Below are 24618 nucleotides of genomic sequence, written 5' to 3' on the forward strand. Positions count from 1 at the left end.
CCTCAAGGGCGCGGCCGTGCCCGGGTTTGAGCAGTTCATAGGAGAAACCAGCGTGTCCATTGTTTTCATGTTTTCAGGACAGGGGTCGCAATACCGTCACATGGGGCGGGCGTTGTATGAGCGGCACGCCGGGTTTGGCCGGCACATGCGCGCGCTGGATGAGGTCGTGCGACAAACCGGCGGGTATTCGGTGCTGGATGGGTTGTATGGCGACCAGCCCCAGGCAGCGGCGCTGGACGACATTCTGGTGACGCACCCGGCCATCTTCATGGTCGAGTATGCGTTGGCGCAGTCGCTGATCGAGCACGGTGTATACCCCGACCATGTACTCGGCTCCAGCCTGGGAGAAGTGGCTGCGGCGGCTGTGAGTGGTGCGCTTGACGCCGAGCAGGCGTTGGGCTTTGTGGTTCGTCAGGCTCGATTATTCCATGAGCATTGCCCGGCGGGAGGGATGACCGCCGTACTGGCCGATATCGCCGTGTTCGAGCAATTGCAGGCCGACGGCATCGAGGTTGAGCTGGCGGCGATCAACTATCCGCAACATCTGGTCATCAGCGGGACAGTCTCTGCATTGGCGGCGGCGCAAATGCAGTTGGCGCGGCGCAACGTGGTGTTTCAGAGGCTTGATGTGAACCGCCCATTTCATTCTTCGCACATGGATCCATTGCGCGACGCATTCATTCAAACCAGCCAGGCATTGCAACTGCGCACACCGCGGATGGGCTATGTCTCGTCAACCCTTGGCGGCCCCGTCAGCCAGTTCGCCCCCGAGCACCTGTGGCATGTGGTGCGCTCGACACTGCAGTTGGCCCCCGCCATTGAATACCTTGAAGGCCTGGGCCCCCATGAATACCTCGACGCCGGCCCGTCCGGATCGATGGCCAATTTCGCCAAACGCTGTCGCAGTGCCCACTCGGCATCCACCGACAGCCTCATTCTGAGTCCCTTCGATACCTCGGCACGCTCCTTCGAGCGGCGCATCACTTCTTCGGCACAGCGCGTTGTCAGCGCGGAGATCATGGCTATGAAACAAAGCAAAACGGTGTACATGTTTCCCGGGCAAGGCTCGCAGTTTCGCGGAATGGGTGAGGGCTTGTTCGAACGCTTTGCCGAACTGACGGCCTGTGCCGATCGCGTGCTGGGCTACTCGATCCGTGAGCTGTGCGAAAACGATCCGCGCAACGAACTTGGCCAGACCCGCTTCACCCAACCTGCCCTGTATGTGGTCAATGTACTGTCGTACCTTGCTCAGGCTGGCGATGCCGCGCCCCCTGACTATGTGCTCGGGCACAGCCTCGGCGAGTTCTGCGCTTTGTTTGCCGCCGGCGCCTATGACTTCGAAACCGGATTGCGCCTGGTCAAGCGGCGCGGCGAACTCATGTCCGAGGCCACCGGGGGCGGCATGTCGGCTGTGCTGAATCTGGATCTTGCGACGATCAAACAGGTGTTGCGCCAGGCTGGGAGTACACAGCTGGATTTCGCCAACTTCAATGCCCCGCAACAGACCGTATTGGCCGGACCGCTCGACGCACTGGAAAGCGTGCGTACGCAGATTGAAGACGCCTCGGGTATTTGTGTCGCGTTGAATGTCAGCGCGCCTTTCCACTCCCGCTACATGCGTGGCGCCCAAGAAGCGTTTGCGGCTGAGCTGGCCCGTGTGACCTTCAAGCCCCTGACGCTGCCGGTGATCGCCAATGTCGACGCACGCCCTTATGAGCAGGAAGCTATCGCCAGCCAGTTGGCGCGGCAAATGACGTCATCGGTGCAGTGGGTCGAAAGCATCGAGTATTTACTGCAGGCCGGCATCACCCAGTTCAAGGAGATCGGCCCCGGCAATGTATTGACCAATCTGCAAGCGAAAATCGAAAAAAACCGTTCGCCAGCCCAGCCAGTCGTGGCATCTGCCGTGGTTGCACCGCTGCCTTTGGCTGCGCGGCATGACGACGGCGTGCCGGGCCTGGCGCTGACAGCCGAGGGGTTGGGGAGCGCCGCATTCCGCCAGGCCTACAACCTGCGGTATGCCTATATGGCCGGTGGCATGTACAAGGGCATCGCGTCGGTGGAACTGGTGGTCAAGCTTGTCAACTCAGGGTATCTGGCGTTCTTCGGCGCGGGCGGCTTGAGTACCGCAGCGGTCGAACAGGCCATTGTCGAAATCGCTCAACGCACCCAACCGCGCGCTTTCGGCATGAACCTGGTCTGCAACCTGTCCAACCCCCACAAGGAAATCGAGCTGGTCGAGTTGTTCATGCGTAAAGGCGTTACGGTGATAGAAGCCGCGGCCTTCATGCAAATCACCCCGGCGCTGGCGCTGTACCGGTTGCGCGGCCTGATCAAGGTGGGTGACCGGATCGAGGCGCGCCACCGGATCGTCGCCAAAGTCTCGCGGCCGGAGGTGGCCCAGCAGTTTCTTGATCCGGCACCTGCGCGGGTGGTGGAAAAGCTGCTTGCGCAAGGGCTGGTGACGCCCGAGCAGGCGCAGTGGGCGCAGTCGGTGCCGATGGCGGACGATCTGGTCGTAGAGGCCGATTCCGGTGGGCATACCGACATGGGCGTCACCGTGGTCTTGCTGCCGACGATCATCCGTTTGCGTGACAGCCTATGCCAGGCTGCCGGGTATACCGAACGGGTACGGGTGGGGGCCGCAGGCGGCATCGGCTCACCCGAGTCTGTGGCGGCGGCCTTCATGCTGGGGGCCGACTTTGTGGTGACCGGTTCGATCAACCAATGCACGCCCGAGGCCGGTACCAGCGATGTGGTGAAGACTCTGCTGCAGGACATCAACGTGCAGGACACCGATTACGCGCCTGCCGGTGACATGTTCGAACTGGGTGCCAGGGTACAGGTACTCAAGCGCGGGGTGTTTTTCCCGGCACGGGCCAACAAACTCTACGACCTGTGGCGTCGTTACGACTCATTGGCCGAGCTGGATGAAAAGACCGCCCGGCAGATTCAGGACAGTTTCTTCAAGCGTAGCTTTGATGAAGTCTTCGAAGAAACGCGTGCCTACTACAGCAAGGTTGCGCCGCAGGAAATCGACAAGGCTCTTAGCAACCCCAAGCACAAAATGGCGCTGGTGTTCCGCTGGTATTTCATTCACAGCACACGCTTGGCCATGACTGGCAGCGAGGCGCAGCGCGTTGATTACCAGGTGCATTGCGGGCCCTCGATGGGCGCGTTTAACCAATGGGTCAAGGGTACCGACCTGGAGGACTGGCGCAACCGGCACGTCGACCTCGTGGCCGAGCGGCTGATGAACGCCGCCGCCGCTTATTTGAACACCCGCTTGCGCGCCATGCTGACGCCCGCAGCGCCGGCGCAGACGGAGGGGCGGCCCGCCTACGAGGGCGCCCCCTTACGCATCGCCGGGAGTGTGCGGACATGAAGAATCGACTGTCATCCTTGATTCGTCGTCTGGCCGGGCACACGCACACTGAGGGAGGCGTCGGCGATGCCGCGGAGGCCGGCAAGCATCGTCACCCCGGTGATATCGCGATCATCGGGATGGCCTGCCGGGTACCGGGCGCGGGCGACTACCAGCAGTTTTGGGAGAACCTGGCGAACGCGCGGGACAGCGTCACGGAGATTCCGGCGAGCCGTTGGGATTGGCGAGCATTCTGGGGCGACCCCACGAGTGAAGACGATAGAAGTCACGCACGTCACGCCGGGTGCATCGATGCGGTCGATGCGTTCGACGCACGCTTCTTCGGCATCGCGCCTGCCAGTGCGCGGATCATGGACCCCCAGCAACGCATCATGCTGGAGCTGAGCTGGGCCTGCCTTGAAGACGCAGGCGTGGTGCCGTCCGCGCTGGCCGGCTCGCGCACCGGGGTGTTCGTTGCCGCGTTCAATTATGACTACAAGCAACTGCTGGAAAGCGCCGGGTTGCCCATCGATGCCCATCACTCCACGGGCAACGCAGCGGCCGTGATTGCCAACCGTATTTCGCACTTCTACGACCTTCACGGCCCCAGCGTGCTGGTGGACACCGCCTGTTCCGGTTCGCTGAGTGCCATCCATCATGCCGTGCAGTCACTGCGCCTGGGTGAAACCGAGCTGGCCCTGGCTGGCGGGGTCAACCTGCTGCTGACACCAACCCGGCATATCGCGTTTGCGAAAACCGGCATGTTGTCCCCCACGGGGGCCTGCAAGAGTTTTGATGAAGCGGCGGACGGATATGTGCGCAGCGAGGGCGCCGGTTTGCTGCTGCTCAAGCCCCTGGCCAAGGCGCTGGCGGACGGTGATCCGATCCACGGCGTGATCAAGGGCAGCGCGGTCAATCACTGTGGCAAGACCCATACGCTGACCTACCCCAGCTCTGCGGCACAGGCGCAGGTGATAGAGCAGGCGCTTGGGGATGCGCACATTCCGGCGTCGAGTGTCAGTTATATCGAAGCCCATGGCACCGGCACCCCCAAGGGTGACCCTATCGAGATCCAAGGCCTGCGCCAGGCATTTTGCCCGCAGGCAAGCGAACCGCAGACCTGTGGGGTGGGCTCGGCCAAATCCAATATCGGCCATTTGGAGGCGGCGGCGGGCGTCGCGGGGGTGATCAAGGTCTTGCTCTCGTTCAAGGCCGGGCAACTGGCTCCCCTTTGCCATTTTTCTGCACTCAGTTCGCGGATCGACCTGCAAGGCAGTCCCTTCTACCCGGTGACCCGCCTGCAGCCTTGGGAACCAGCGTCAGGGGTACGCAGGGCAGGGGTCAGTTCCTTCGGATTCGGGGGGACCAACGGTCACCTTATCTTGGAACAACCTCCCGCGTGTGCCGAGGTCGACGTGGCGGCCCGTCCCGGCTGGCTCATCGCATTATCGGCCAAGACACCGGCCAGCTTGCGCCGCCAATGCAGCGCGTTGCATGACTGGCTGCAGGGTGCCGGCGCATCTGCCAGCCTGGCGCAACTCAGCCAGGCATTGCTCACCGGCCGCGAACACCTGGCCTGCCGGCAGGCCTGGGTGGTCAGTGATCGCGACACGCTGACTGCTCAACTACTGGCTGCCTCGCAGGCCGAGGTCCAGGCACCTGAGATGGACGAGGAGGGCGCAGCGGTGCGCCAACTTGATGCCGCACGCCTGATCAAGGCACTGCCGACGCTGGCACACGAGCCGTCGGCCTACCTGGCCCACCTGCAAACGCTGGCCGAGCATTATTGCTGCGCGGTGCCGGTGAAGTTCAGCGTGCTGTTCAGTGACCAGACGCGCCACCACCTGGGCCTGCCGAGTTACCCGTTCGCCCGTGACCGCTTCTGGTTGCCGACCGCGCCGACCGATCTGCTGGAGTACCGCCTGCAACGGCATGACCCGTCGATTGGTGACCATGTGATTGCCGACCAGCATCGGGTCGCCGGGGCTGTGACGCTGGCGGTCGCGGCTCGCGCCTGGGGGGCGCTGCCGGCGGGGGGCTGGTGCGCCAGCCAGGTGGCGTGGCTGCAGGCCCTGGACGTGCCGCTACAGGGTGCGCTGCTGCGTGTGAGCCTGCGACCAGCAAGCGCCGGGGCAACCGATTTCGAGGTGCGCGTCGAGGGCCTGGTGCATCCGTTGTGCAGCGGCACACTGGCGCCCGGCCAGACTGATGAGGTGCGGCGTGACGTGCATGCGTTGAGGCGGGCTCACCCTGACGCCTGGCTGACGCGGGAGGTGCTGTATGAGCAATTACGCAACGTCGGCATGGCATATGGGCCAACATACCGGGTGTTGCAGGACAGCCACCTGCAAGGTGATCAATCGTTGCTGGCGTTGGTCGTGGTGCCTGCGGGTGCGGCCGATGACCTGCCGTTTTCTCCCGCCGCTGTCGATGCGGCTTTTCAAGCAGCGGTGCTTTTGGCCATACGTCAATCCGGTGAGCAAGCCAGGCTGGGATTTTCGGTCGGCCAGTTGCAGCTGTCGGCTCCGTTGCCTGAGCGCTACTGGGTGCATGTCAGCGCTGCCACGACGGGCGCACAGCAGTGCCGATTCAATATTGAATGGATCGCCGAGGACGGACGCGTTTGCGCCACGGCCAAAGATTTTGTACTCAAGGCCGCCCCAGTCCAACAAGAGCAATCGCCCAAGGCCAAGGTCCACAGCGTCGAATGGCGTGTGCTGCACCCTGTTGAAGAAGGGCATGCAGAGGCACAGCGCCGCACGTTGATTATCAGCGCCGACCCGGCACAGGCACAGGCCTGGTCAGCTGGCAGCACCCAGGCCAGCGTGCTGGCAGGCCAATCGGATTGGTCGGCAGAGCAATGGCGGGACGCGCTCGGCAATGCCGGCGCTTTCGAACGCCTGATCTGGCTGGCCCCGATCCCGAGCGGCGAAGCCTGGTCTGCACAGGCTGCCACTGCTGCGCAGGAACACGGGGTAATGGCGCTGTTCGCGCTGTGCCAGGGGCTGTTGATGCTGAAGGTGCGCGAGCACCCGCTGGAGTTGCTGGTGGTGACTCGCCAGGCACTGCAGGTGCTGCCGGGCGAGCGCCATGACCCCACGCATGCGCCCGTGCACGGTCTGGCGGGCACGCTGGCGAACGAGTGCCCAACGTGGCAGGTCCGCGTGGTGGACCTGCCCCTGGCGCCGATGGCGGCTTCACCGTCGCTTGCGCCACTGGCTGCCCTGCCGGTAGGCGCGAGCGGGGCGTGGCGCGAAGGTCAGTGGTATTGCCAGGTGCTGCGGGAGGTCAATTATTGCGCGGCGCCTCCGGTCTACCGAAAGGGTGGGTGCTACATCATCATCGGTGGTGCCGGCGGGATCGGTGTGGCCTGGACGCGACGCCTGATCGTCGATTACCAGGCTCAGGTGTACTGGATAGGCCGGCGACCTCTGGACGAAAACATCCGCGCCGACATCGAGCGTCTGGCGAGTGAAGGGCCGGCCCCGATTTACCTGCCTGCCGATGCGGGCGATCCGCAAGCGTTGCGCGAGGCTCTGGACTGGGTGCACGGCCAGCACGCCCAGGTGCATGGCGTGATCCATGCAGCCATGGTCATGCGGGGCAAGAGTGTTCAACGTATGAGCCGCGACGAGTTCAGCCAGGTGCTGGCGGCAAAGGTCGCTACCGGCGCGGCGCTGGAGCAGGCGCTGCAACGACCGCCCTTGGATTTCCTGGTGTTTTTCTCCTCGATCAATGCCTTCGAGCGATCGCTCAATCAGAGCAACTATGCAGCCGGGTGTTGTTTCATCGATGAACTGGGCGGCTATTTGGCGCAGCACTTGCCTTGTGCGGTCGCCGTTATCGACTGGGGTTACTGGGCGGACGCAGGCGCATTGGCCGGTTCGCCTGCGCTGCAAGTGCTACGTGAGAAAACAGGCGCCGGCTTGATCGGTTTGTCGGCGGCAATGGAGGTGGTTGACCTGGCGTTGTCTCGGCCATGGCTGCGCGTTGCAGGGACGGGGCGGGAGGCGCGCACGCCGCTGGCATTGGAATGCCCGCGGCAACTGATCAGCGTGATGCCGTGCGAAACACAACGGATGGCAAACATGCTCGCGCTGTTTGCCATGGCCGTCGAAGGTCGTGGCTCGCTGCAATTGCGTGGCGGGCTGATGCTGGAGCCTTTGCAGACACTATTGTGCCAGGTGCTGTTGGTGCAATTGCAGGCAGCCGGGCTGTTCGACCAACCCACACCGCAGACCACCCAAGCCCTGTATCAGCGCTTGCAGGAACGCTCCAGCGGGACGGTAGGTGTCGATCCTCGTTGGCTGGCCCACAGCCTGCGCTGGCTGGCCGATGAGGGCTGGCTGGCCACTGATGGCGACACTTGGCGCGTGCAGCGCGTGGTGGCCGCCGAGAGTGCCTGGGCCGCCTGGGACAGTGCGTTGCGCGAGGCCGAGGGCGACGCCGACCGGCGTGCCCAGGCGCAGTTGGTTGACGCCTGCCTGCGCGCCTTGCCTGCGGTGCTGAGTGGGCACCTGCGTGCGACCGAGGTGATGTTCCCCGAGGGTTCCATGGCGCGGGTCGAGGGCATCTACAAGCACAATGCGGTGTCCGACTATTTCAACGAGGTGATCACCCAGGCGGTGCTGGCGCGGGTACGCGCCGGTCACCAGGCCGGGGCGGCACCGGTGCGCATCCTTGAGATCGGCGCCGGCACCGGCGGCACTAGTGCAAGGGTGCTGCAGGGCCTGGATAGCTTGGGTGTCGAGGTGGGGCAGTACGCCTACACCGACCTGTCGCGGGCGTTTTTGATGCACGCCCAGACGGCTTATGGCGAGGGGCGGTCTTACCTGGATTACCGCATCCTGGATGTGGAGAAAGACCTGGTGCAGCAGGGCCTGGAACTGGGCAGCTATGATGTGGTGATCGCGACCAATGTCCTGCACGCCACCGCCGATATTCGCCAAGTGGTCGAGCACGCCAAGGCAGCGCTGAAGACGGATGGCTGGTTGTTGTTGAACGAGCTGAGCCAGGCGTCACTGTTCAGTCACCTGACCTTCGGCCTGCTGGAGGGCTGGTGGCGTTATCGCGACGAGGCGTTGCGGCTGCCGGGTACGCCGGGCTTGTCCAGTGAGCGCTGGCAACAGGTGCTGGAAGAGGCGGGTTATCGCGGGGTGATGTTCCCGTGCCAGGCGTTTCATGGGCTGGGACAGCAAGTGGTGATGGCGCGCAGTGATGGAGTGGTGCGCCATGCCCGGGAACCGCAGGCAACGCCTGCACCTGCACCTTCGGCCGAGAGTCACGCGCCAGTGTCAGCGCCTGCCAGGCGCGCCGAGGATGGGCGGCCCCTGCTGCTGGCATCGGTACGCGAATTGGTCGCCAGCAGCCTGCAATTTGAACTGGGCGACATTCGCGACGATGAACCGTTCGCCGATTACGGCGTGGACTCAATCACTGGCGTGGCGCTGGTTCGCCAGCTGAATGCACGCCTGGCAATTGACCTGCACACGACGTGCCTCTTCGATTACCCGAGTATCAACCGGCTCGTCGACTACATGCTGGGCCAATACCCGCAGTTCGCAACGCCTGCAACCGAGCCTACGGACGCCTTGCCGGTAACCCCGCCGACTGGCGAGCCGGCACAGCCAGCGGTTGATGACCAAGCCATTGCCATTGTCGGTATCAGTGGGCGGTTCCCGCAGTCCCGAGATCTGGATGCCTTCTGGGAGCACCTGGCGGCTGGTGCCGACCTGGTCAGTACCGTGCAACGTTGGGACCCTCGGCATTGCTATGCCGGCGCAGACCAGGGCTGCGACCGCGGTGGCTTCATTGAGAGGATCGATGAGTTTGATCCACTGTTTTTCAATATTTCGCCTCTTGAGGCGACCTATATGGACCCTCAGCAACGTCTGTTCCTGCAGGAAGCCTGGAACGCGCTGGCCGATGCCGGGTGCCTGGGCGAACAGCGCCGCGCCGAGGTGAGTGTCTACGTCGGGTGCGAACAGGGCGACTATGACCAGCTGTTCGATGACATGCCGCCACCCCAGTCGTTCTGGGGCAATGCCCCCTCGATCGTGCCGGCACGCATAGCCTACTACCTGGACTTGCAAGGGCCGGCCATCACCATCGATACCGCTTGCTCCAGCGCGCTGGTGGCCATCCACATGGCCTGCCAGAGCCTGCTTGCCGGCGATACAAAGGTGGCCTTGGCGGGTGGGGTTTTCATTCAGTCCACACCTGCGTTTTACCAAAAGGCCAACCGGGCAAGCATGTTGTCGCTCACTGGCGCCTGCCATACCTTCGACAGCCGGGCGGACGGCTTCGTCCCTGGCGAAGGGGCAGGCGCGGTGGTGCTCAAACGCCTCGCCGATGCCCTGGCTGATCGCGATCACATCCATGGGTTGATCCGCGGTTCAGGTATCAATCAGGACGGCGCCAGCAATGGCATTACTGCACCGAGCGCGTTGTCCCAGCAGCGCCTGCATGAGTCGGTCTATGCACGCTATGGCATTGACCCGGCCACCGTGCAGTTGGTCGAAGCCCATGGCACCGGGACGCGCCTGGGTGACCCGATCGAATTCCAGGCGCTCAAGGGGGCGTTCTCCCGTTACACCCAGCGCAAGGGTTACTGCGCGATCGGTTCGGTGAAGTCGAACATGGGGCACGCCGCCACCGCCGCCGCCATGGCAGGACTGTTCAAGGTCCTGTTGGCGATGCGGCATCGGCAACTGCCGCCGTCCTTGCATTTCCAACACACCAACCCGGCCATCGATTTCGCCGACAGCCCCTTTTTCCTCAATCAGCACCTGGGCGATTGGCCCGCGATTGACGGGGCCCCGCGCCGCGCCGCGATCAGTTCTTTCGGGTTCAGCGGCACCAATGCCCATATGGTCCTGGAGCAGCCACCCCTGCGCGTCCACCAGGCCAGTCTGGTGCCGGCGGTACTGATCGTGCTCGATGCACGCACCCGCGAACAACTGCACCAGCGCATGGCGGACCTGTTGGCGTTATGTGAGCGGGACGCGTCATTCGCCGTCGTAGACATGAGCTACAGCCTGCTCACCGGGCGCCAGCGTTTCGAGCAGCGTTTCCATGTTGTGGTCGCGGATCGCGCCGAATTGATCGCTGCGCTGCGCAGAGGCATGCCGGCTGACACGGCCGATCTGGCCGAAGCACACCAGCGCCGATTGCAAGGCTTGTCTGCTCGCGCCACGGGTCAGTCTCTGTACTACTTGCAGCAGTTGGCTGTATTTGCCGATGCCTGGGCAGCCGGCCAGGCAGTGGACTTCGCACCGCTGTTCGACGCCCTGGATTGCCAGCGCATGCCCCTGCCGGGCTACCCCTTTGCTCGGGAGCGTTATTGGGTAGTGGAGGCGATGCCCGCCCAGGACAAGGCTACCCATCCGCTGTCGGCCGCCATGATGCCCAATGACGGGGCGGCCATGGTCTTGCGCCTGGAGGGTGACGAATACTTCCTTGATCAACACCGCATCAACGGCGAGCCGGTGGTGCCCGGGGTGGCTTTTCTGGAGGTGCTCGCCCTTGCACGTGCTGCACATACACCTTTGACACCACTGAGCCTGATCAACCTGGTATGGCAGGCACCCTTGCGCGTGGTCTCGGAGCCCGTCGAGGTACGGGTGACACTCGATGTTCAGAGCCGACACACAGGGCTTGGCGGTGTTGAGGTCCACTCCGGGCACCCTGCGCAGGTGCACTGCGCCGGCCACTACGCTGCGCCGGCCACCGCACCCGCTGCGCTTGATCTGGCCGCCCTGCGTGAGGCCTGCCGAACGGCACCTCATTCAGCACATGACTGTTACCGGCACTTCACTGGCCTGGGGGTGGATTACGGGGTGAATTTTCGCTGCCTGGTGGAGTACGCCGCCAGCGCCGATATCGACCATCCGCAGCAACTGTTGGTGCGCTTGGCGCGCAACCCCGGTGCGACCCCCAACACCGGCTGGCTGCTCGAACCAGGCCTGACTGATTCGGCGCTGCAGGCCGCCGCCCACTGGCTGGCGCGCGATTGGCCGGAGCCGCGGGCGCTGGTGCCGTTTTCCCTGGAGCGCCTGGATGTGTTCAGTGCCGCTGAACCGGTATGGGCGTATGCAGTGCGCCGCCAGGCGGCAGGTTGGGCGAGCGTTCCGGCCGTGGATATTCAACTGGCCGATGCCAACGGCACGATCTGTGCGCAATTGCAGGGGTTGAGTTTTCGCGCCCTACCGCCACCGCAGCATCCCGGCGGTACTTCGCTGGATGCCGGGGAGAGCACCCTGTGGACGGGGGACTGGCAGCCTCGCGAGGCCACCATGGCGTTACCTGATTCTGTTGGAGAGCGCCTGTTGATGGTGGCCGCCGCGCCGCAGCGACTGCTGATGGAGCAGGCGCTGCACGGCTTGCCCTGGCATTCGCTGGTGGAGAGTGAATGGCCTGTGGGCGAGGGCTATACCCAGGCCGCGATTTCGTTGATCACACACTTGCAGGCGCACCTGCGCAAGGCTGACGGCCGGCCGTTGCACGTGCAACTGCTGGTGGAGCCACATGGGCCTTGGGCACTTTTCGAAGGCCTGGCGGCTATTCTCGAAACGGCGGCATTGGAGAACCCGGCGCTGACGGTCCAGTGCCTGCTGGTGGAGATCCAGGCGCCATCGGCGTCGCTTGTGAATGTCGTGAATCAGGCGCTGGCCCTGGGCGATCCACGCTTACGCTGGTGTGACGGGCAGTGGCAGAGCTTTGTCTGGCGCCAGTTGCCGAGCGGCCCCGGTGTTGTGCCCTGGAAGGCGACCGGGGTCTATTTGATTACCGGGGGCGCAGGCGGCATGGGCCAGGTGCTGGCCGAAGAGATTTTCCGCCATGCACCCGGGGCGACCCTGGTGCTGGCCACGCATCGGCCAACAACGCTAGAGGGCTTGGCGCACTTACACCCCGCATTCAATCGCTTGCGTGAGCGTGGGGCGCGGGTCGAAGTGGTCACCCTGGAGGTCAGCGATCGGCTGGCCACCCAGGCCCTGGTCGAACGGATCCTTGAGCGTTATGGGCGGCTGGATGGCGTGGTGCATAACGCGGGGGTGACACGCGACGCTTACCTGTTGCAAAAGACCGCCGAAGACGTGCGCGAGGTGTTTGCGCCCAAGGTCCAGGGCGTGTTGAACCTCGATGCGGCCACCGCTGAGGTGGTGCTCGATTTCTTCCTGGTGTCTTCGTCCATCAGCGCGCAGTTGGGCAATGTCGGTCAAGCCGACTACGCAGCGGCCAACTGCTTTATGGATGGGGTCGTGCGCGCGCGCCAACGTCAAGCCGAGCAGGGCCTGCGACACGGCCTGAGCATGGCTGTGGATTGGGGATATTGGGCCGACGGCGGCATGCGTATCGATGCGTTGTCCCTGGGCTTGCTCAAGCAGGCCTGGGGCCTTCTGCCTATGCCACGCGACGCCGGGTTGCACGCGCTTTATCAGGCGTTCAAGCACCGCCAGGCGAACACGCTGGTGCACTACGGCGTTGCATCGAGTGTGCGGCGTCTGCTGACGCCGACGACGCATCGTGTCGAGCCGCTCGAGCAGTGGCTGCTGGCCAACGTGGCAGCGCTGACCGGCGTGCCCGTAGCTGACATTGACCTGCAGCAGCCGTTTGCCGATTACGGCTTCGACCTGCCTATACGCCAGGCCCTGGTGCAGCGCCTGAGCGAGACACGTGACCTGGCAGGGCAGGGCGCCCGCCTTTTGCGCTGCGAATGCCTCCAGGCTTTGCTCGACCATATCGTGCAGCCGCCTCTTACCGATTTGACGGAGAAGACTCCCGCCATGGATACACGCGACGACAGCCAGACCCGACACGCCAGGGATTTCATTATCGGACTGCTCAGGACCGTGTTGGTGACCGTGACCCGGGTCAGCCCGGCCCAGCTCCAGGATGACCGGCATTTCGAACACTACGGCATTGACTCGCTGATGGTCATCCAGATGACCGCCGAGTTGGAAAAGTCCTTTGGCTCCTTATCCAAGACCTTGTTCTTTGAACACAGCTCGATCAAAGAGCTGGCCGATTACTTTACGCGCAGGCATGCCGAGCGGCTCGGCGAACTGGCCGGTAGTGGGCCCGTGGCTCCGGCTCCTACGGTCGCCGAGTCGACGCCCGTGGCGCCCGTGAACGCACTGCCGGACGCCTCGCTCGCGCAGCCGATCGCCATTGTCGGCCTCAGCGGCCGCTACCCCAAGGCTGAAGACTTGCAGGCATTCTGGCGTAACCTGGCCGAGGGTGTCGATTGTGTCACTGAAGTGCCGGCCGAACGTTGGAGCCTGGGCGGCCTGGCGCAACCGGGACGCTTGCCCGGCGGTAAGACCCTGAGTCGGTGGGGAGGCTTCCTGGATGACGTGGACAAGTTCGACCCGCTGTTTTTCAACATCTCACCCCACGACGCCGAATACATGGACCCTCAGGAGCGTGTGTTCCTGGAGTGCGCCTACGCGACCTTTGAGGATGCCGGCATGGCCTTGGGCCTGCGTAGCCCCGGTGCATTGCGGCGCACCGGTGTCTATGTAGGGGTCATGTACCAGGAGTACCAACTGTTCGGTGCCGAGCAAACCTTGCTGGGGCGCCCTATGGCGTTGTCCGGCAGCAGTGCGTCGATCGCCAACCGGGTGTCCTGGAGCCTCGGGCTCAGTGGTCCCAGCCTGGCTGTGGATTCGATGTGTTCGGCGTCGCTGACGGCGATCCATCTGGCGTGCCAGGGCATTCGCAGCGGTGACTGCGACGTGGCACTGGCAGGCGGCGTCAACGTCAGCGTGCACCCCAACAAATACTTGGGCCTGGCCCAGGGGAATTTTGCCTCCAGCCAGGGGCGCTGCCAGAGTTTCGGTGAGGGCGGCGATGGGTATGTGCCGGCCGAGGGGGTCGGTGCGGTCTTGCTCAAGTCCTTGAGCCAGGCGGTGGCCGATGGCGATCGTATCTACGGCGTGATACGTGGCAGCCAGATTAACCATGGTGGCAAGGCCAATGGATTCACCGTACCCAACCCCAATGCCCAAGCCGATGTGATCACCCAGGCGTTGGCCGCCGCCGGCGTAGACGCCGCCGATGTGGGCTATGTCGAGGCCCATGGGACTGGTACGGCCCTGGGCGATCCTATCGAACTGGCGGGCCTGGCCAAGGCTTACCGGCACTACACCGACCAGACAGCGTTCTGCGCGTTGGGCTCGGTCAAATCCAACCTCGGTCATTGCGAAAGTGCTGCCGGCATCGCCGGCCTGACCAAAGTCCTGTTGCAAATGCAAAAGGGCCAGTTGGTGCCTTCGCTGCACAGTGAGGTACTCAACCCGGCCATCGATTTTGCCCAGTCACCCTTCGTAGTCCAGCGCCACTTGGCGCCCTGGCCGCGACGGGTGCGCCGCGTAGAGGGCGTCACCGAGGAGCGCCCACGCCTGGCCGGGTTATCGTCCTTCGGCGCCGGCGGTTCGAATGCACACTTGATCATCGAGGAATACCTGGCGCCGACGCAGCCTGAGTCGCAAAGCCGGCAGCCACTGCCGGTGGCCGTTCTGTTGAGCGGCGCCAACGCCGAGCGCCTGCAAGCCTCGGCCCGGCGCCTCCTGGCATTTTGCGCCGCGCCAGAAGCGCACGACCTGTCCCTGCACGACCTGGCCTATACCCTGCAAACCGGTCGAGAAGCGCTCAACGCGCGGCTGGGGTTCCTGGCACATTCTATCGACGATGTGCAGGCGTGTTTGCGCGAGTATCTGCAAGGGGCGCTGACATCCGGGCGTGTGCAGGTCGGGTCGGCCCGGCAGGATGAGAACCCGCTGGTTCGGCTGTTGGGCGAAGACGATCTGTCGGCCATGGTTGCGCAATGGGCGGCCACCGGGCAGCAGGACAAACTGTTGGCACTGTGGGTCAGCGGCGGCGATATCGACTGGCAGGCGCTGTTGCCCGGACGCTGGGGCAGGATCATTTCCTTGCCAGGCTATCCGTTTGCCCGCGAACGCTTTTGGTACACGGGGATCAATTCCGATATCGGCCAGCAGCACCCTCGCAGCCCCGGTGTGCAAGCGGCACCGCTCAGTGTGCTCAACTGTTCCGACCTGACGGGCCTGGGCTTTACCTGCCAGGTCAGTGGGCGAGACAGCTTTCTCGCCGATCATCACGTCCAAGGCAAGGCCATGATGGCGGGCTCCGCGTTTCTGGAACTGGCGCGAAAAGCAGCAGTAGCGGTGGCCACGCCTGACCAGCAGGGCGCCTTGGTGCGCCTGAGCGATGTGGTGTGGTTGGCACCCCTGGTGCTGGAAGACGGCGATGCACAACTGCGGGTACGCCTGTTTCCCGATGACACCGCACGTGTGCGTTTTGAGATCGCCACGAGCGGCGCCCAGGCACAGGCGCTCAGCGTACGAGGTGTCATTGAACAGGTGCCCATGCCGGCCCGTCCCCAGGTGGACCTACCCGCCTTGCTCGCGCGGCTACGCAGCAGCGCCGACTTCCATGAGCGTAACCCCGGACAGCTCTACGACGCCTATGCAGGCCTGGGCATCGATTATGGCGCAACGCACCGTTGCCTCAGCGCGGTGTATGTTGGCGACGGGCACGCCCTGGCCCTGATCGAGTGGCCTGCAGCGCAGCCGTTCGAGGCGAGTTACGGCCTGCACCCGTCAATGTTGGATGCGGCGCTGCAAGCGACGCGCGTATTGAGCGACGAAAGCGCACTACTGCAAGTGCCTTTCGCCCTGGACCAGTTGCAGGTGTTTGCTGCGTGTGAACCGCGCATGTGGGTACAGGTTAACCGCGACCCACAGCGCGAGAGTTATGACCTTGAGTTGTTCGATGAGCTCGGCTGGTTGTGCGCCAGCCTGCGCGGCCTGAAGGTTCGCCAGTGGGCGCCGCCCGGTAATGGGGGGCTTGTCGAGGGGGACGAAGAGGTCGGGCTGCCGGCTGGCGAGCTGCTACTGGTGCCGCAGTGGGGCCCGTTGGCCATGCAGGCCGTCACTGCCTCGCCGACGGCCACACTGGTCATCGGTGCCGATGCTTCGCAACTGCGCAGCCTGGAGGGCGCGCAGGGGCCGTTGCTCAGTTGTGCGTCGGTACCCTCGGACAGTGTCGAGCAGTGGGTGACGCGGTTCCAGGGGTTGCCGGCCTTCGACCGCCTGGTGCTAGTCATCCCACCGAGTGCCGCCCGGCACGCGGGCGATGAATGCCTGATCGATGAACAGCACGCGTGCGCCCTGGAGCAGCTGCGTATCGTGCAAGCGTTGCTGCGTTGCGGGTTTGACAAGCGTGCGCTGCATTATGTGGTGGTGACTCGCGACGCTTGGACGCCCCATGACGCCCAACCCGTACACGCCGCCGTCCACGGCCTGGCGGGCAGTCTCGCCAAGGAGATGCCGCATTGGACGGTACAGGCCGTAGACCTGGCGCATCAGGAGCGTCTGGCCCCCACACATTTGGCGGTGATGCCCGTTGACCCTGCGCATACCTCGCGGAGCCTGCGCGATGGCGTCTGGGAGGGCCGGCAGTTGCTGCTTCATCGGCCGCAGGCGTCCGCGCAGCCGGCTTATCGCAGCAACGGCGTGTATGTGGTGATTGGCGGCAGTGGCGGCATCGGCCAGGTGTGGACCGAAAGCGTGGCTCGCGAGCACGCCGCCCAGGTGGTCTGGTTGGGGCGCAGGGCATTGGATGCTTCCATTCAGGCAGCCCTTGATCAGGTTGCGCTGCACGGCCCACGTCCGTTTTACATGAGCGTCGACGCCACAGATGCCGGGCAGTTGCAACAAGCCTGCGAGCAGATCCTGAGCCGCTTCGGCCGTATCGATGGCCTGGTGCATTCAGCCATCGTGCTGGACGACCGCAGCCTGGCGAATATGAGCGAAGACCAACTGCGGCGCAGTTTGCAGGCCAAAGTCGATATCAGTGTACGCATGGCCCAGGTGTTCGGTGGCCAGGCACTGGATTTCGTGTTGTTCTTTTCGTCCTTGATCGCCTTCACGCGTAATGCCGGGCAAGCCAACTACGCGATGGGGTGCGTGTTCAAAGATGCCCTGGCGCGGCGCTGGGGAAGCAGCGGGTCGGTACCGGTCAAAACGTTGAACTGGGGCTATTGGGGGAGCATCGGCGTGGTGTCGTCAGCGGCCTACCGGCAACGCATGGAGCGTGAAGGCATTGGCTCCATCGAGCCGCGTGAGGCCATGCAGGCGGTGCGCACGTTGCTGGCCAGCCCACTGGACCAGATGGCATTCATCAAGACGTTGCGGCCGATCACCCTGGACGGCAATGCCGAGGCCGATCAGTGGGTCAGCCAGGCAATGGTAGCCAACGGGCCTTTGCACATTGAGGCTGATGTGGCGCAGTGGGTAGCTGCCGATGGTGCGCACGCTGCGGCCTTGCAAGACAAATACCGCCGCGACGCACAGCGCGAACGACTGCCGCAATGCCAGGTACTTTTGGTGCAATTGCAGGCAGCCGGGCTGTTCGACCAACCCACGCCGCAGACCACCCAAGCCCTGTATCAACGCTTGCAGGAACGCTCCAGCGGGACGGTAGGTGTCGATCCTCGTTGGCTGGCCCACAGCCTGCGCTGGCTGGCCGATGAGGGCTGGCTGGCCACTGATGGCGACACTTGGCGCGTGCAGCGCGTGGTGGCCGCCGAGAGTGCCTGGGCCGCCTGGGACAGTGCGTTGCGCGAGGCCGAGGGCGACGCCGACCGGCGTGCCCAGGCGCAGTTGGTTGACGCCTGCCTGCGCGCCTTGCCTGCGGTGCTGAGTGGGCACCTGCGTGCGACCGAGGTGATGTTCCCCGAGGGTTCCATGGCGCGGGTCGAGGGCATCTACAAGCACAATGCGGTGTCCGACTATTTCAACGAGGTGATCACCCAGGCGGTGCTGGCGCGGGTACGCGCCGGTCACCAGGCCGGGGCGGCACCGGTGCGCATCCTTGAGATCGGCGCCGGCACCGGCGGCACTAGTGCAAGGGTGCTGCAGGGCCTGGATAGCTTGGGTGTCGAGGTGGGGCAGTACGCCTACACCGACCTGTCGCGGGCGTTTTTGATGCACGCCCAGACGGCTTATGGCGAGGGGCGGTCTTACCTGGATTACCGCATCCTGGATGTGGAGAAAGACCTGGTGCAGCAGGGCCTGGAACTGGGCAGCTATGATGTGGTGATCGCGACCAATGTCCTGCACGCCACCGCCGATATTCGCCAAGTGGTCGAGCACGCCAAGGCAGCGCTGAAGACGGATGGCTGGTTGTTGTTGAACGAGCTGAGCCAGGCGTCACTGTTCAGTCACCTGACCTTCGGCCTGCTGGAGGGCTGGTGGCGTTATCGCGACGAGGCGTTGCGGCTGCCGGGTACGCCGGGCTTGTCCAGTGAGCGCTGGCAACAGGTGCTGGAAGAGGCGGGTTATCGCGGGGTGATGTTCCCGTGCCAGGCGTTTCATGGGCTGGGCCAGCAAGTGGTGATGGCGCGCAGCAACGGGGTCGTGCAGGTGCCTCGGCGTGTCAGCCAACCAGCGGCGCCGAAGGTGGCTGCCCAGCCTGCTGCTGCGCTGCAACACGGCGTGGCGGCACCGGTACCGGCCGCGGCCGCGGATCAATTTACCCAGGTGCGCCAGGAAGTCATGGCCAGTGTGGCCAAGGCATTGAAGGTCGCCCTGGAGGTGATCGATCCACAGGAGTCATTCTCCGATTACGGGCTTGACTCGATCACCGGCGTCAACCTGGTACGGGTATTGAATGAGCGCCTGGGTATCGACCTGGGCACTACGGCACTCTTCGACTTTTCTACCGCCACGCGTCTGGCCCGGCATATTGTCGAGCAACATGGCGCGCACTTACCGCAGCCCGCGGTGACACGTGCGGCAGCCGCACCGGTCGCGCCCTTGGCCGTTGCAGTGCCGACGGCGTCCTCGCCTGCCGCCGCCCCGGCGCCAAGGGTTCAGTCGCCCGAGTCCTTCGTGCGAGAACCCATTGCCATCATTGGTATGAGCGGCCGCTTTCCCGGCGCCGAATCCCTCGATCAATTATGGGAACATCTGGCCCAAGGCCGCGACCTGACCACCCCGGTCGAGCGCTGGGACCTGCGCGGCTCCCAAGCCGATGTGTCAGGAAAGGGCCTGTGCCAGCGCGGTGGCCTGTTATCCCGGATCGATGAGTTCGACGCGTCGTTCTTTAATATCTCTGGCCTTGAAGCCACTTGCATGGATCCGCAGCAGCGGCTGTTCCTCGAGCAGGCCTGGACGGCACTGGAAGATGCCGGCTACGTAGGGCAGGCGACTGAGGGGCAACCGGTGGGGGTTTATGTAGGCGCCAGTGCCAGCGACTATCGCAGCCTGTTCGCTGAAGCTGCGCCCGCGCAAGCCTTCTGGGGCAACGCCAGCTCGATCATTCCTGCACGTATCGCCTACCATCTGGATTTACAGGGCCCGGCCATTGCCGTGGATACCGCCTGTTCCAGTTCGCTCGTCGCGATCCACCTGGCATGCCAGGCGCTCTGGACCGAGGAGGTCGGCATGGCCCTGGCCGGCGGTGTGTTCGTGCAGTCAACCGCCGGGTTTTATCAGGCGGCGCAAACCGCCGGCATGCTCTCGCCCAGCGGGCATTGTCACGCGTTCGATGCGCGTGCCGACGGTTTCGTCCCCGCCGAAGGCGTCGGTGTGCTGATCCTCAAGCGCCTTCGCCAGGCGCAGGCGGATGGCGATTATATTCATGGCGTGATCAGTGGTATTGGCAGTAACCAGGATGGCGCCAGCAATGGCATCACTGCGCCGAGCGCGCAATCCCAGGAGCGGCTGATTCGCCAGGTGCACCGTGACTTCGCGATTGAGCCGGGTACGATTTCGATGGTGGAGGCCCATGGGACGGGTACACCGCTGGGCGACCCGATCGAATTCGAAGGCTTGACGCGAGCGTTCGCCCGACCTGGGCAGCAGGCAGGCTACTGTGCCCTGGGGTCGATCAAATCCAACCTTGGGCATTGTGTGACTGCGGCCGGAGTCGCCGGTGTGCTGAAGGTGGCGCTGGCGCTGCGCCACGGCCAGTTGCCTCCGGCAGCGGGTTTCACCCAGGCCAATGCGGCCATCGCCGTTCAGGGCAGCCCCTTTTATGTGCCGGATCAACTGCGTCCCTGGGCCACACTCGACGGTGTGCCACGGCGTGCCTCGGTCAGCTCCTTCGGGTTCAGCGGTACCAACGCTCACCTGGTGATGGAGCAGGCGCCGCTTCCACAACAGCGCGGCGCGTCCGGGGCCGGGCCCTGGCTGGTAGTGCTGTCGGCGCGCTCCGCGCAGCAATTGCGCGAGCAGGCGAGCAATCTGGCTGCCCACTGTGTGGCCGTGCAACGGTTGGACATGGCAGCGATGGCCTATACGCTGATGGCGGGGCGCAAGCACCACGAATGGCGCCTGGCCATGGTCACCCATGACGCCGGGCAATTGCAGCAAAGTCTTGAAGGCTGGTTGCAGGGGCGCGACGAGGCGACGGTGCACAGCGGGCATTGGGACGTACGCCGTTTCGTTGAACAACAGGAGGTGCTGCAGGCGGCCCGCGAGTGCCTGATTCGTCTGATGGGCAATCGCGATCAATCGACACGTGGCGAGGCATTGACCTCCCTGGCGCAAGCGTTTGTACAAGGGTATGAGCTGGATTATTCCAGCCTGTTCATGGCCGATGAGCGGCGTCGCGTGCCGTTGCCAACCTATCCGTTCTTGCGTCAGTCCTATTGGGTATCGGCGCCCGAGGTCGAGGAGCCGACGGCGGTACCGGCAGAGGAGGTGGCGGGCCAGTGGTTGTTCTGCGCGGAGCAATGGCGGGCTCACGACCTGCCGAGCAACTTTGACTGGGCAGCAAGCATCAAGGCCAGGTCTGGCGCGCGCGTGGCGGTGGTCACTCGTGAACAAGCGCGTTTCGATGCCTTCAGCCAACTGCTCTGCACGCTGTGGGCGCAGGCAGGGAGCCCGCCGCCGTCCGTCCAGCGCCTGCTGCCGGATGCACTGCCGGCTCGGGGGGCGTTACCCGAGGTGATCTTCTTCATCGGTGAGAACTCCAGCGACGGGAGGGCGTCGCCACCTGGAGGGTTGGACGCGATCAAGCAAGTGTTGGAGGTCAGCCGGCATCTGATGGCGACCGATTGGGAGCATGCCGTGGAGTGCTTCCACGTGTATCGCGCAAGCGGTTCCGGCAGCGACTGTGACGCCCAGGCAATCAGCGGTTTTGCGGCTTCCGCGAGCCTGGAGAATGCTCGGCACGGCTGGACGTTATTGGAATGTGACGCCGTGGCCGGCCCCGCCAGCGATTTACAGCTGATTGTGCGTGAATGGCTGGCCGCCGACCGTCAGGGCAGTGCGCCAGCCGTGGTCAAGTACCAGGGTACCCAGCGTTTGCGCCGGCTATTGGTTCAGCGTGAGGCGGCTGAGGCGCAAGCCCCGCGCTTTCGCCGCGATGGCCATTACCTGATAGTGGGCGGGCTGGGGCCGGTGGGCGAGTTGTTGTGCCAGGAACTGGCGGGCACCTTCCAGGCGCGCCTGAGCATCGTCTCGCGCTCGGCGCCGAACGCCGAGCAACAGGCTCGCTGCGATGTGCTGCGCGCATTGGGCGCCACGGTCGATTACAGCAGCGTCGACATCACTGACCTGCCGGCGCTGCAACAGGTGGTCGAGCGTCGCGTGCAGGCGGCCGGGCCTTTGCAGGGTGTGATTCACTTGGCGCGGCTAGTGGATGACGGCTTGATTGTGGCCAAGCAGTGGGAGGCGTTCGAACGCTCGATTGGGGCCAAGGTCAAGGGCACGATAAACCTGGATCTGGCCACTGCCGATCAACCCCTGGCGTTTTTCACCGTGTTTTCGTCCATGGCAGCCTATGGCATCCGTGGTTCAGCCGATTACGGGTATGCCGCCGCGTTCCAGAATGCTTTCGTGCGCTACCGTCAGACGCTTGAGCGCCAGGGCAAGCGTCATGGCGTATCGAGTGCTTGCACCTGGGGTGCCTGGTGCGTGGATCGATACATGCCGGCCAATCGCCCGGCGCATTTGCAGGCCCTTGGGTTAGGGCTGATCGACATGCAGTCGGCGTTCGAGTACCTGCATACCGGCGCCGAACCGGGTGTGGTCGGCGCGATGAAAGTGCTCGATCCGGCCCTGGCCTGTCGCGGTCTGGGCATCGAACCTTTACCCGCGTCGAGTGTGCCGCCGGCTGGCGATGCCATCGGCTTGCACGCCCAACTGCACGCCTGGGAACAGGCGTGCGAGGCCGGGGCGACGCCGGATGCCGCGCAATGGTGCAAAGTGCTCAGCCGCTTTGAACTCGACGCTCTGGATGAGGCGACCATTGACCGTCTCGACCGCTTGTTCTTCCCCAGCGCACCCCGGCCGGCAACGGTCGGCGCGGGTGCACTGCTTGAGCAAGTGCGCGAAGTGATTGAGCGGGTGCTGGTGGTTGATGAGCCTGACCTGGACACCGCGTTTTCCCGGTATGGCATGGACTCGGTGGGCGCCATGCAGGTGTCTTCGGCATTGAGTCGGGCCTTGGGTTGGCTGGTGGAGCCGCGCTGGCTGGTACAGCACGCCACCATTCGTGCCCTGGCCGAATTCCTGCAAAGCCGGAACGAGGCCGCCACCCAATGACCGATCACTCTTCACTCTCAAGGAATGTGACCATGGACCAGAGTCCAGCGCTGCCCGATCTGGGCAGCTCCTTCGTGCTGCCCAATGGCGTGCGCCTGAAAAACCGCCTGGTCAAGGCCGCCATGAGCGAACAGCTCGGAGATCGACGCCATGATCCAGGGTCTGGCATGGAGAACCTCTACCGCCAGTGGGCACAGGGCGGCATAGGTTTGTCGATATCCGGCAACATCATGGTCGATCGCAATGCCATCGGCGAGTTGAGAAACGTCGTGCTGGATGCCCACAGCGACCTGAATGCATTCCGGCGCTGGGCCCTGGCAGGCAGTAGCCATGGCACGCACCTATGGGCCCAACTCAACCATCCGGGCAAGCAGATCATCAAGCTGCTGTGCGACGAGCCGGTGGCGCCATCGGCCATCAGCCTGGGCAGCGGGCTGGAAAAACACTTCAATTGCCCGCGCGCACTGACTGAGGACGGCATCGAAAAGATCATTGCGCAGTTCGCCACCAGTGCGCGACTGGCCAAGGTCGTCGGGTTCACTGGCGTGCAGATCCACGCGGCCCATGGCTATCTGATCAACCAGTTCCTGTCACCGCTGCACAATCAGCGTAGCGACCAGTGGGGCGGGAGCCTGGCCAACCGCATGCGCTTTTTGGTCCGGGTCTACCAGGCGATCCGCAGCGTGGTGGGTGACGCGTTTCCAGTGGGGATCAAACTCAACTCGGCGGACTTCATGCGGGGTGGCTTTACCGAAGAGGAGTCGTTGCAGGTGGTGGTAGCTCTTGGCAATTTGGGGCTCGATCAACTGGAAATATCCGGCGGCACCTACGAAAGCCCGGTGATGGTCGGCAACCAGGCCGCCAGCACCCGCGAGCGCGAAGCCTACTTTCTCAATTACGCGGCCAGGGTGCGCGAGGTCAGTACGCTGCCGTTGGTAGTCACCGGTGGTTTCCGCTCTGGCGCTGCGATGACCGCGGCGCTGCGAGACGCGGCCACCGACTTCATTGGGCTGGCACGTCCACTGGCGCTGGAGCCGGACATGCCGGTCAAGCTGTTGTCCGAAGCCACTTACCGTGTCGACCTGCGGCCCTTGAGTACAGGCTTTGCCGCCCTGGACCGCATCGCGACGCTCGATGTGTCGTGGTACGAACATCAATTGCAACGTATGGCCCGCCACCAGTTGCCTAAGCCCGGCCTGAGCGAGTGGCTCAGCCTGGGCAAGACCCTGCTGGATTTTGCCGCCTGCGCCAGGAAAAAGCGCAGTACGCAGTGCTCAACCTATAAGCGCTGATAGGTGGCAGCCCTTGGGCACTCTTGTACATTGCGCCCGACAGTCCCTCCCATGAACCCTGAAAGGCGGAACATGTACATGGAAGAAATCTATACGTTCGTAGTCAGTACGCTGGCTTCCAGTTGCAAGGTTCAACCCGGCGATATCGAACCGACCACCAACTTGTTCGCCGATCTGGGGATCGATAGCGTGGATTTTCTCGATGCGGTGTTCTGCATCGAGAAGCACTACGACATCCGTATCCCGGTGGGCCAATGGATGAGTGCCGTCAACGAAGGCAACGCGGCAATGACTGATTACTTCGTGATGGAACACTTCGTTGCCCAGATCGCTGCTCGTGCGGCAGCCTCGGCATGAGTGATACCTGGGCCGTCGGTTGGCC

The 24618-nt window shown here is 64.0% G+C and carries 4 protein-coding genes; all 4 read left to right on the forward strand.

The window, feature by feature from the left end; genetic code table 11:
- Positions 1 to 52: 52 nt before the first annotated feature.
- The 4 genes from fabD to J1G33_RS16825 all read left to right on the forward strand — a co-directional run bounded on the left by fabD (position 53) and on the right by J1G33_RS16825 (position 24593).
- Positions 53 to 3385 (forward strand): ACP S-malonyltransferase, encoded by a 3333-nt coding sequence (fabD, locus tag J1G33_RS16810; protein WP_223018434.1) that lies wholly within the window; start codon positions 53 to 55, stop codon positions 3383 to 3385.
- A complete protein-coding gene (locus J1G33_RS16815; protein WP_223018435.1) occupies positions 3382 to 22944 on the forward strand; it encodes an SDR family NAD(P)-dependent oxidoreductase in 19563 nt (6520 codons plus the stop codon). Before fabD ends, J1G33_RS16815 begins: the two co-directional genes overlap by 4 nt.
- A 32-nt stretch (positions 22945 to 22976) precedes the next feature.
- Positions 22977 to 24236 (forward strand): NADH:flavin oxidoreductase/NADH oxidase family protein, encoded by a 1260-nt coding sequence (locus J1G33_RS16820; RefSeq protein WP_032877027.1) that lies wholly within the window; start codon positions 22977 to 22979, stop codon positions 24234 to 24236.
- 78 nt (positions 24237 to 24314) lie between these two features.
- Positions 24315 to 24593, forward strand: a complete 279-nt coding sequence (locus J1G33_RS16825) for a phosphopantetheine-binding protein (protein WP_032881025.1) — start codon at positions 24315 to 24317, stop codon at positions 24591 to 24593.
- The last annotated feature ends 25 nt before the right edge of the window (positions 24594 to 24618 follow it).

Origin of the sequence: Pseudomonas sp. P867 (genome assembly GCF_019891455.1) — a bacterium.
In the GTDB taxonomy this organism is placed as follows: Bacteria; Pseudomonadota; Gammaproteobacteria; order Pseudomonadales; family Pseudomonadaceae; genus Aquipseudomonas; species Aquipseudomonas synxantha_A.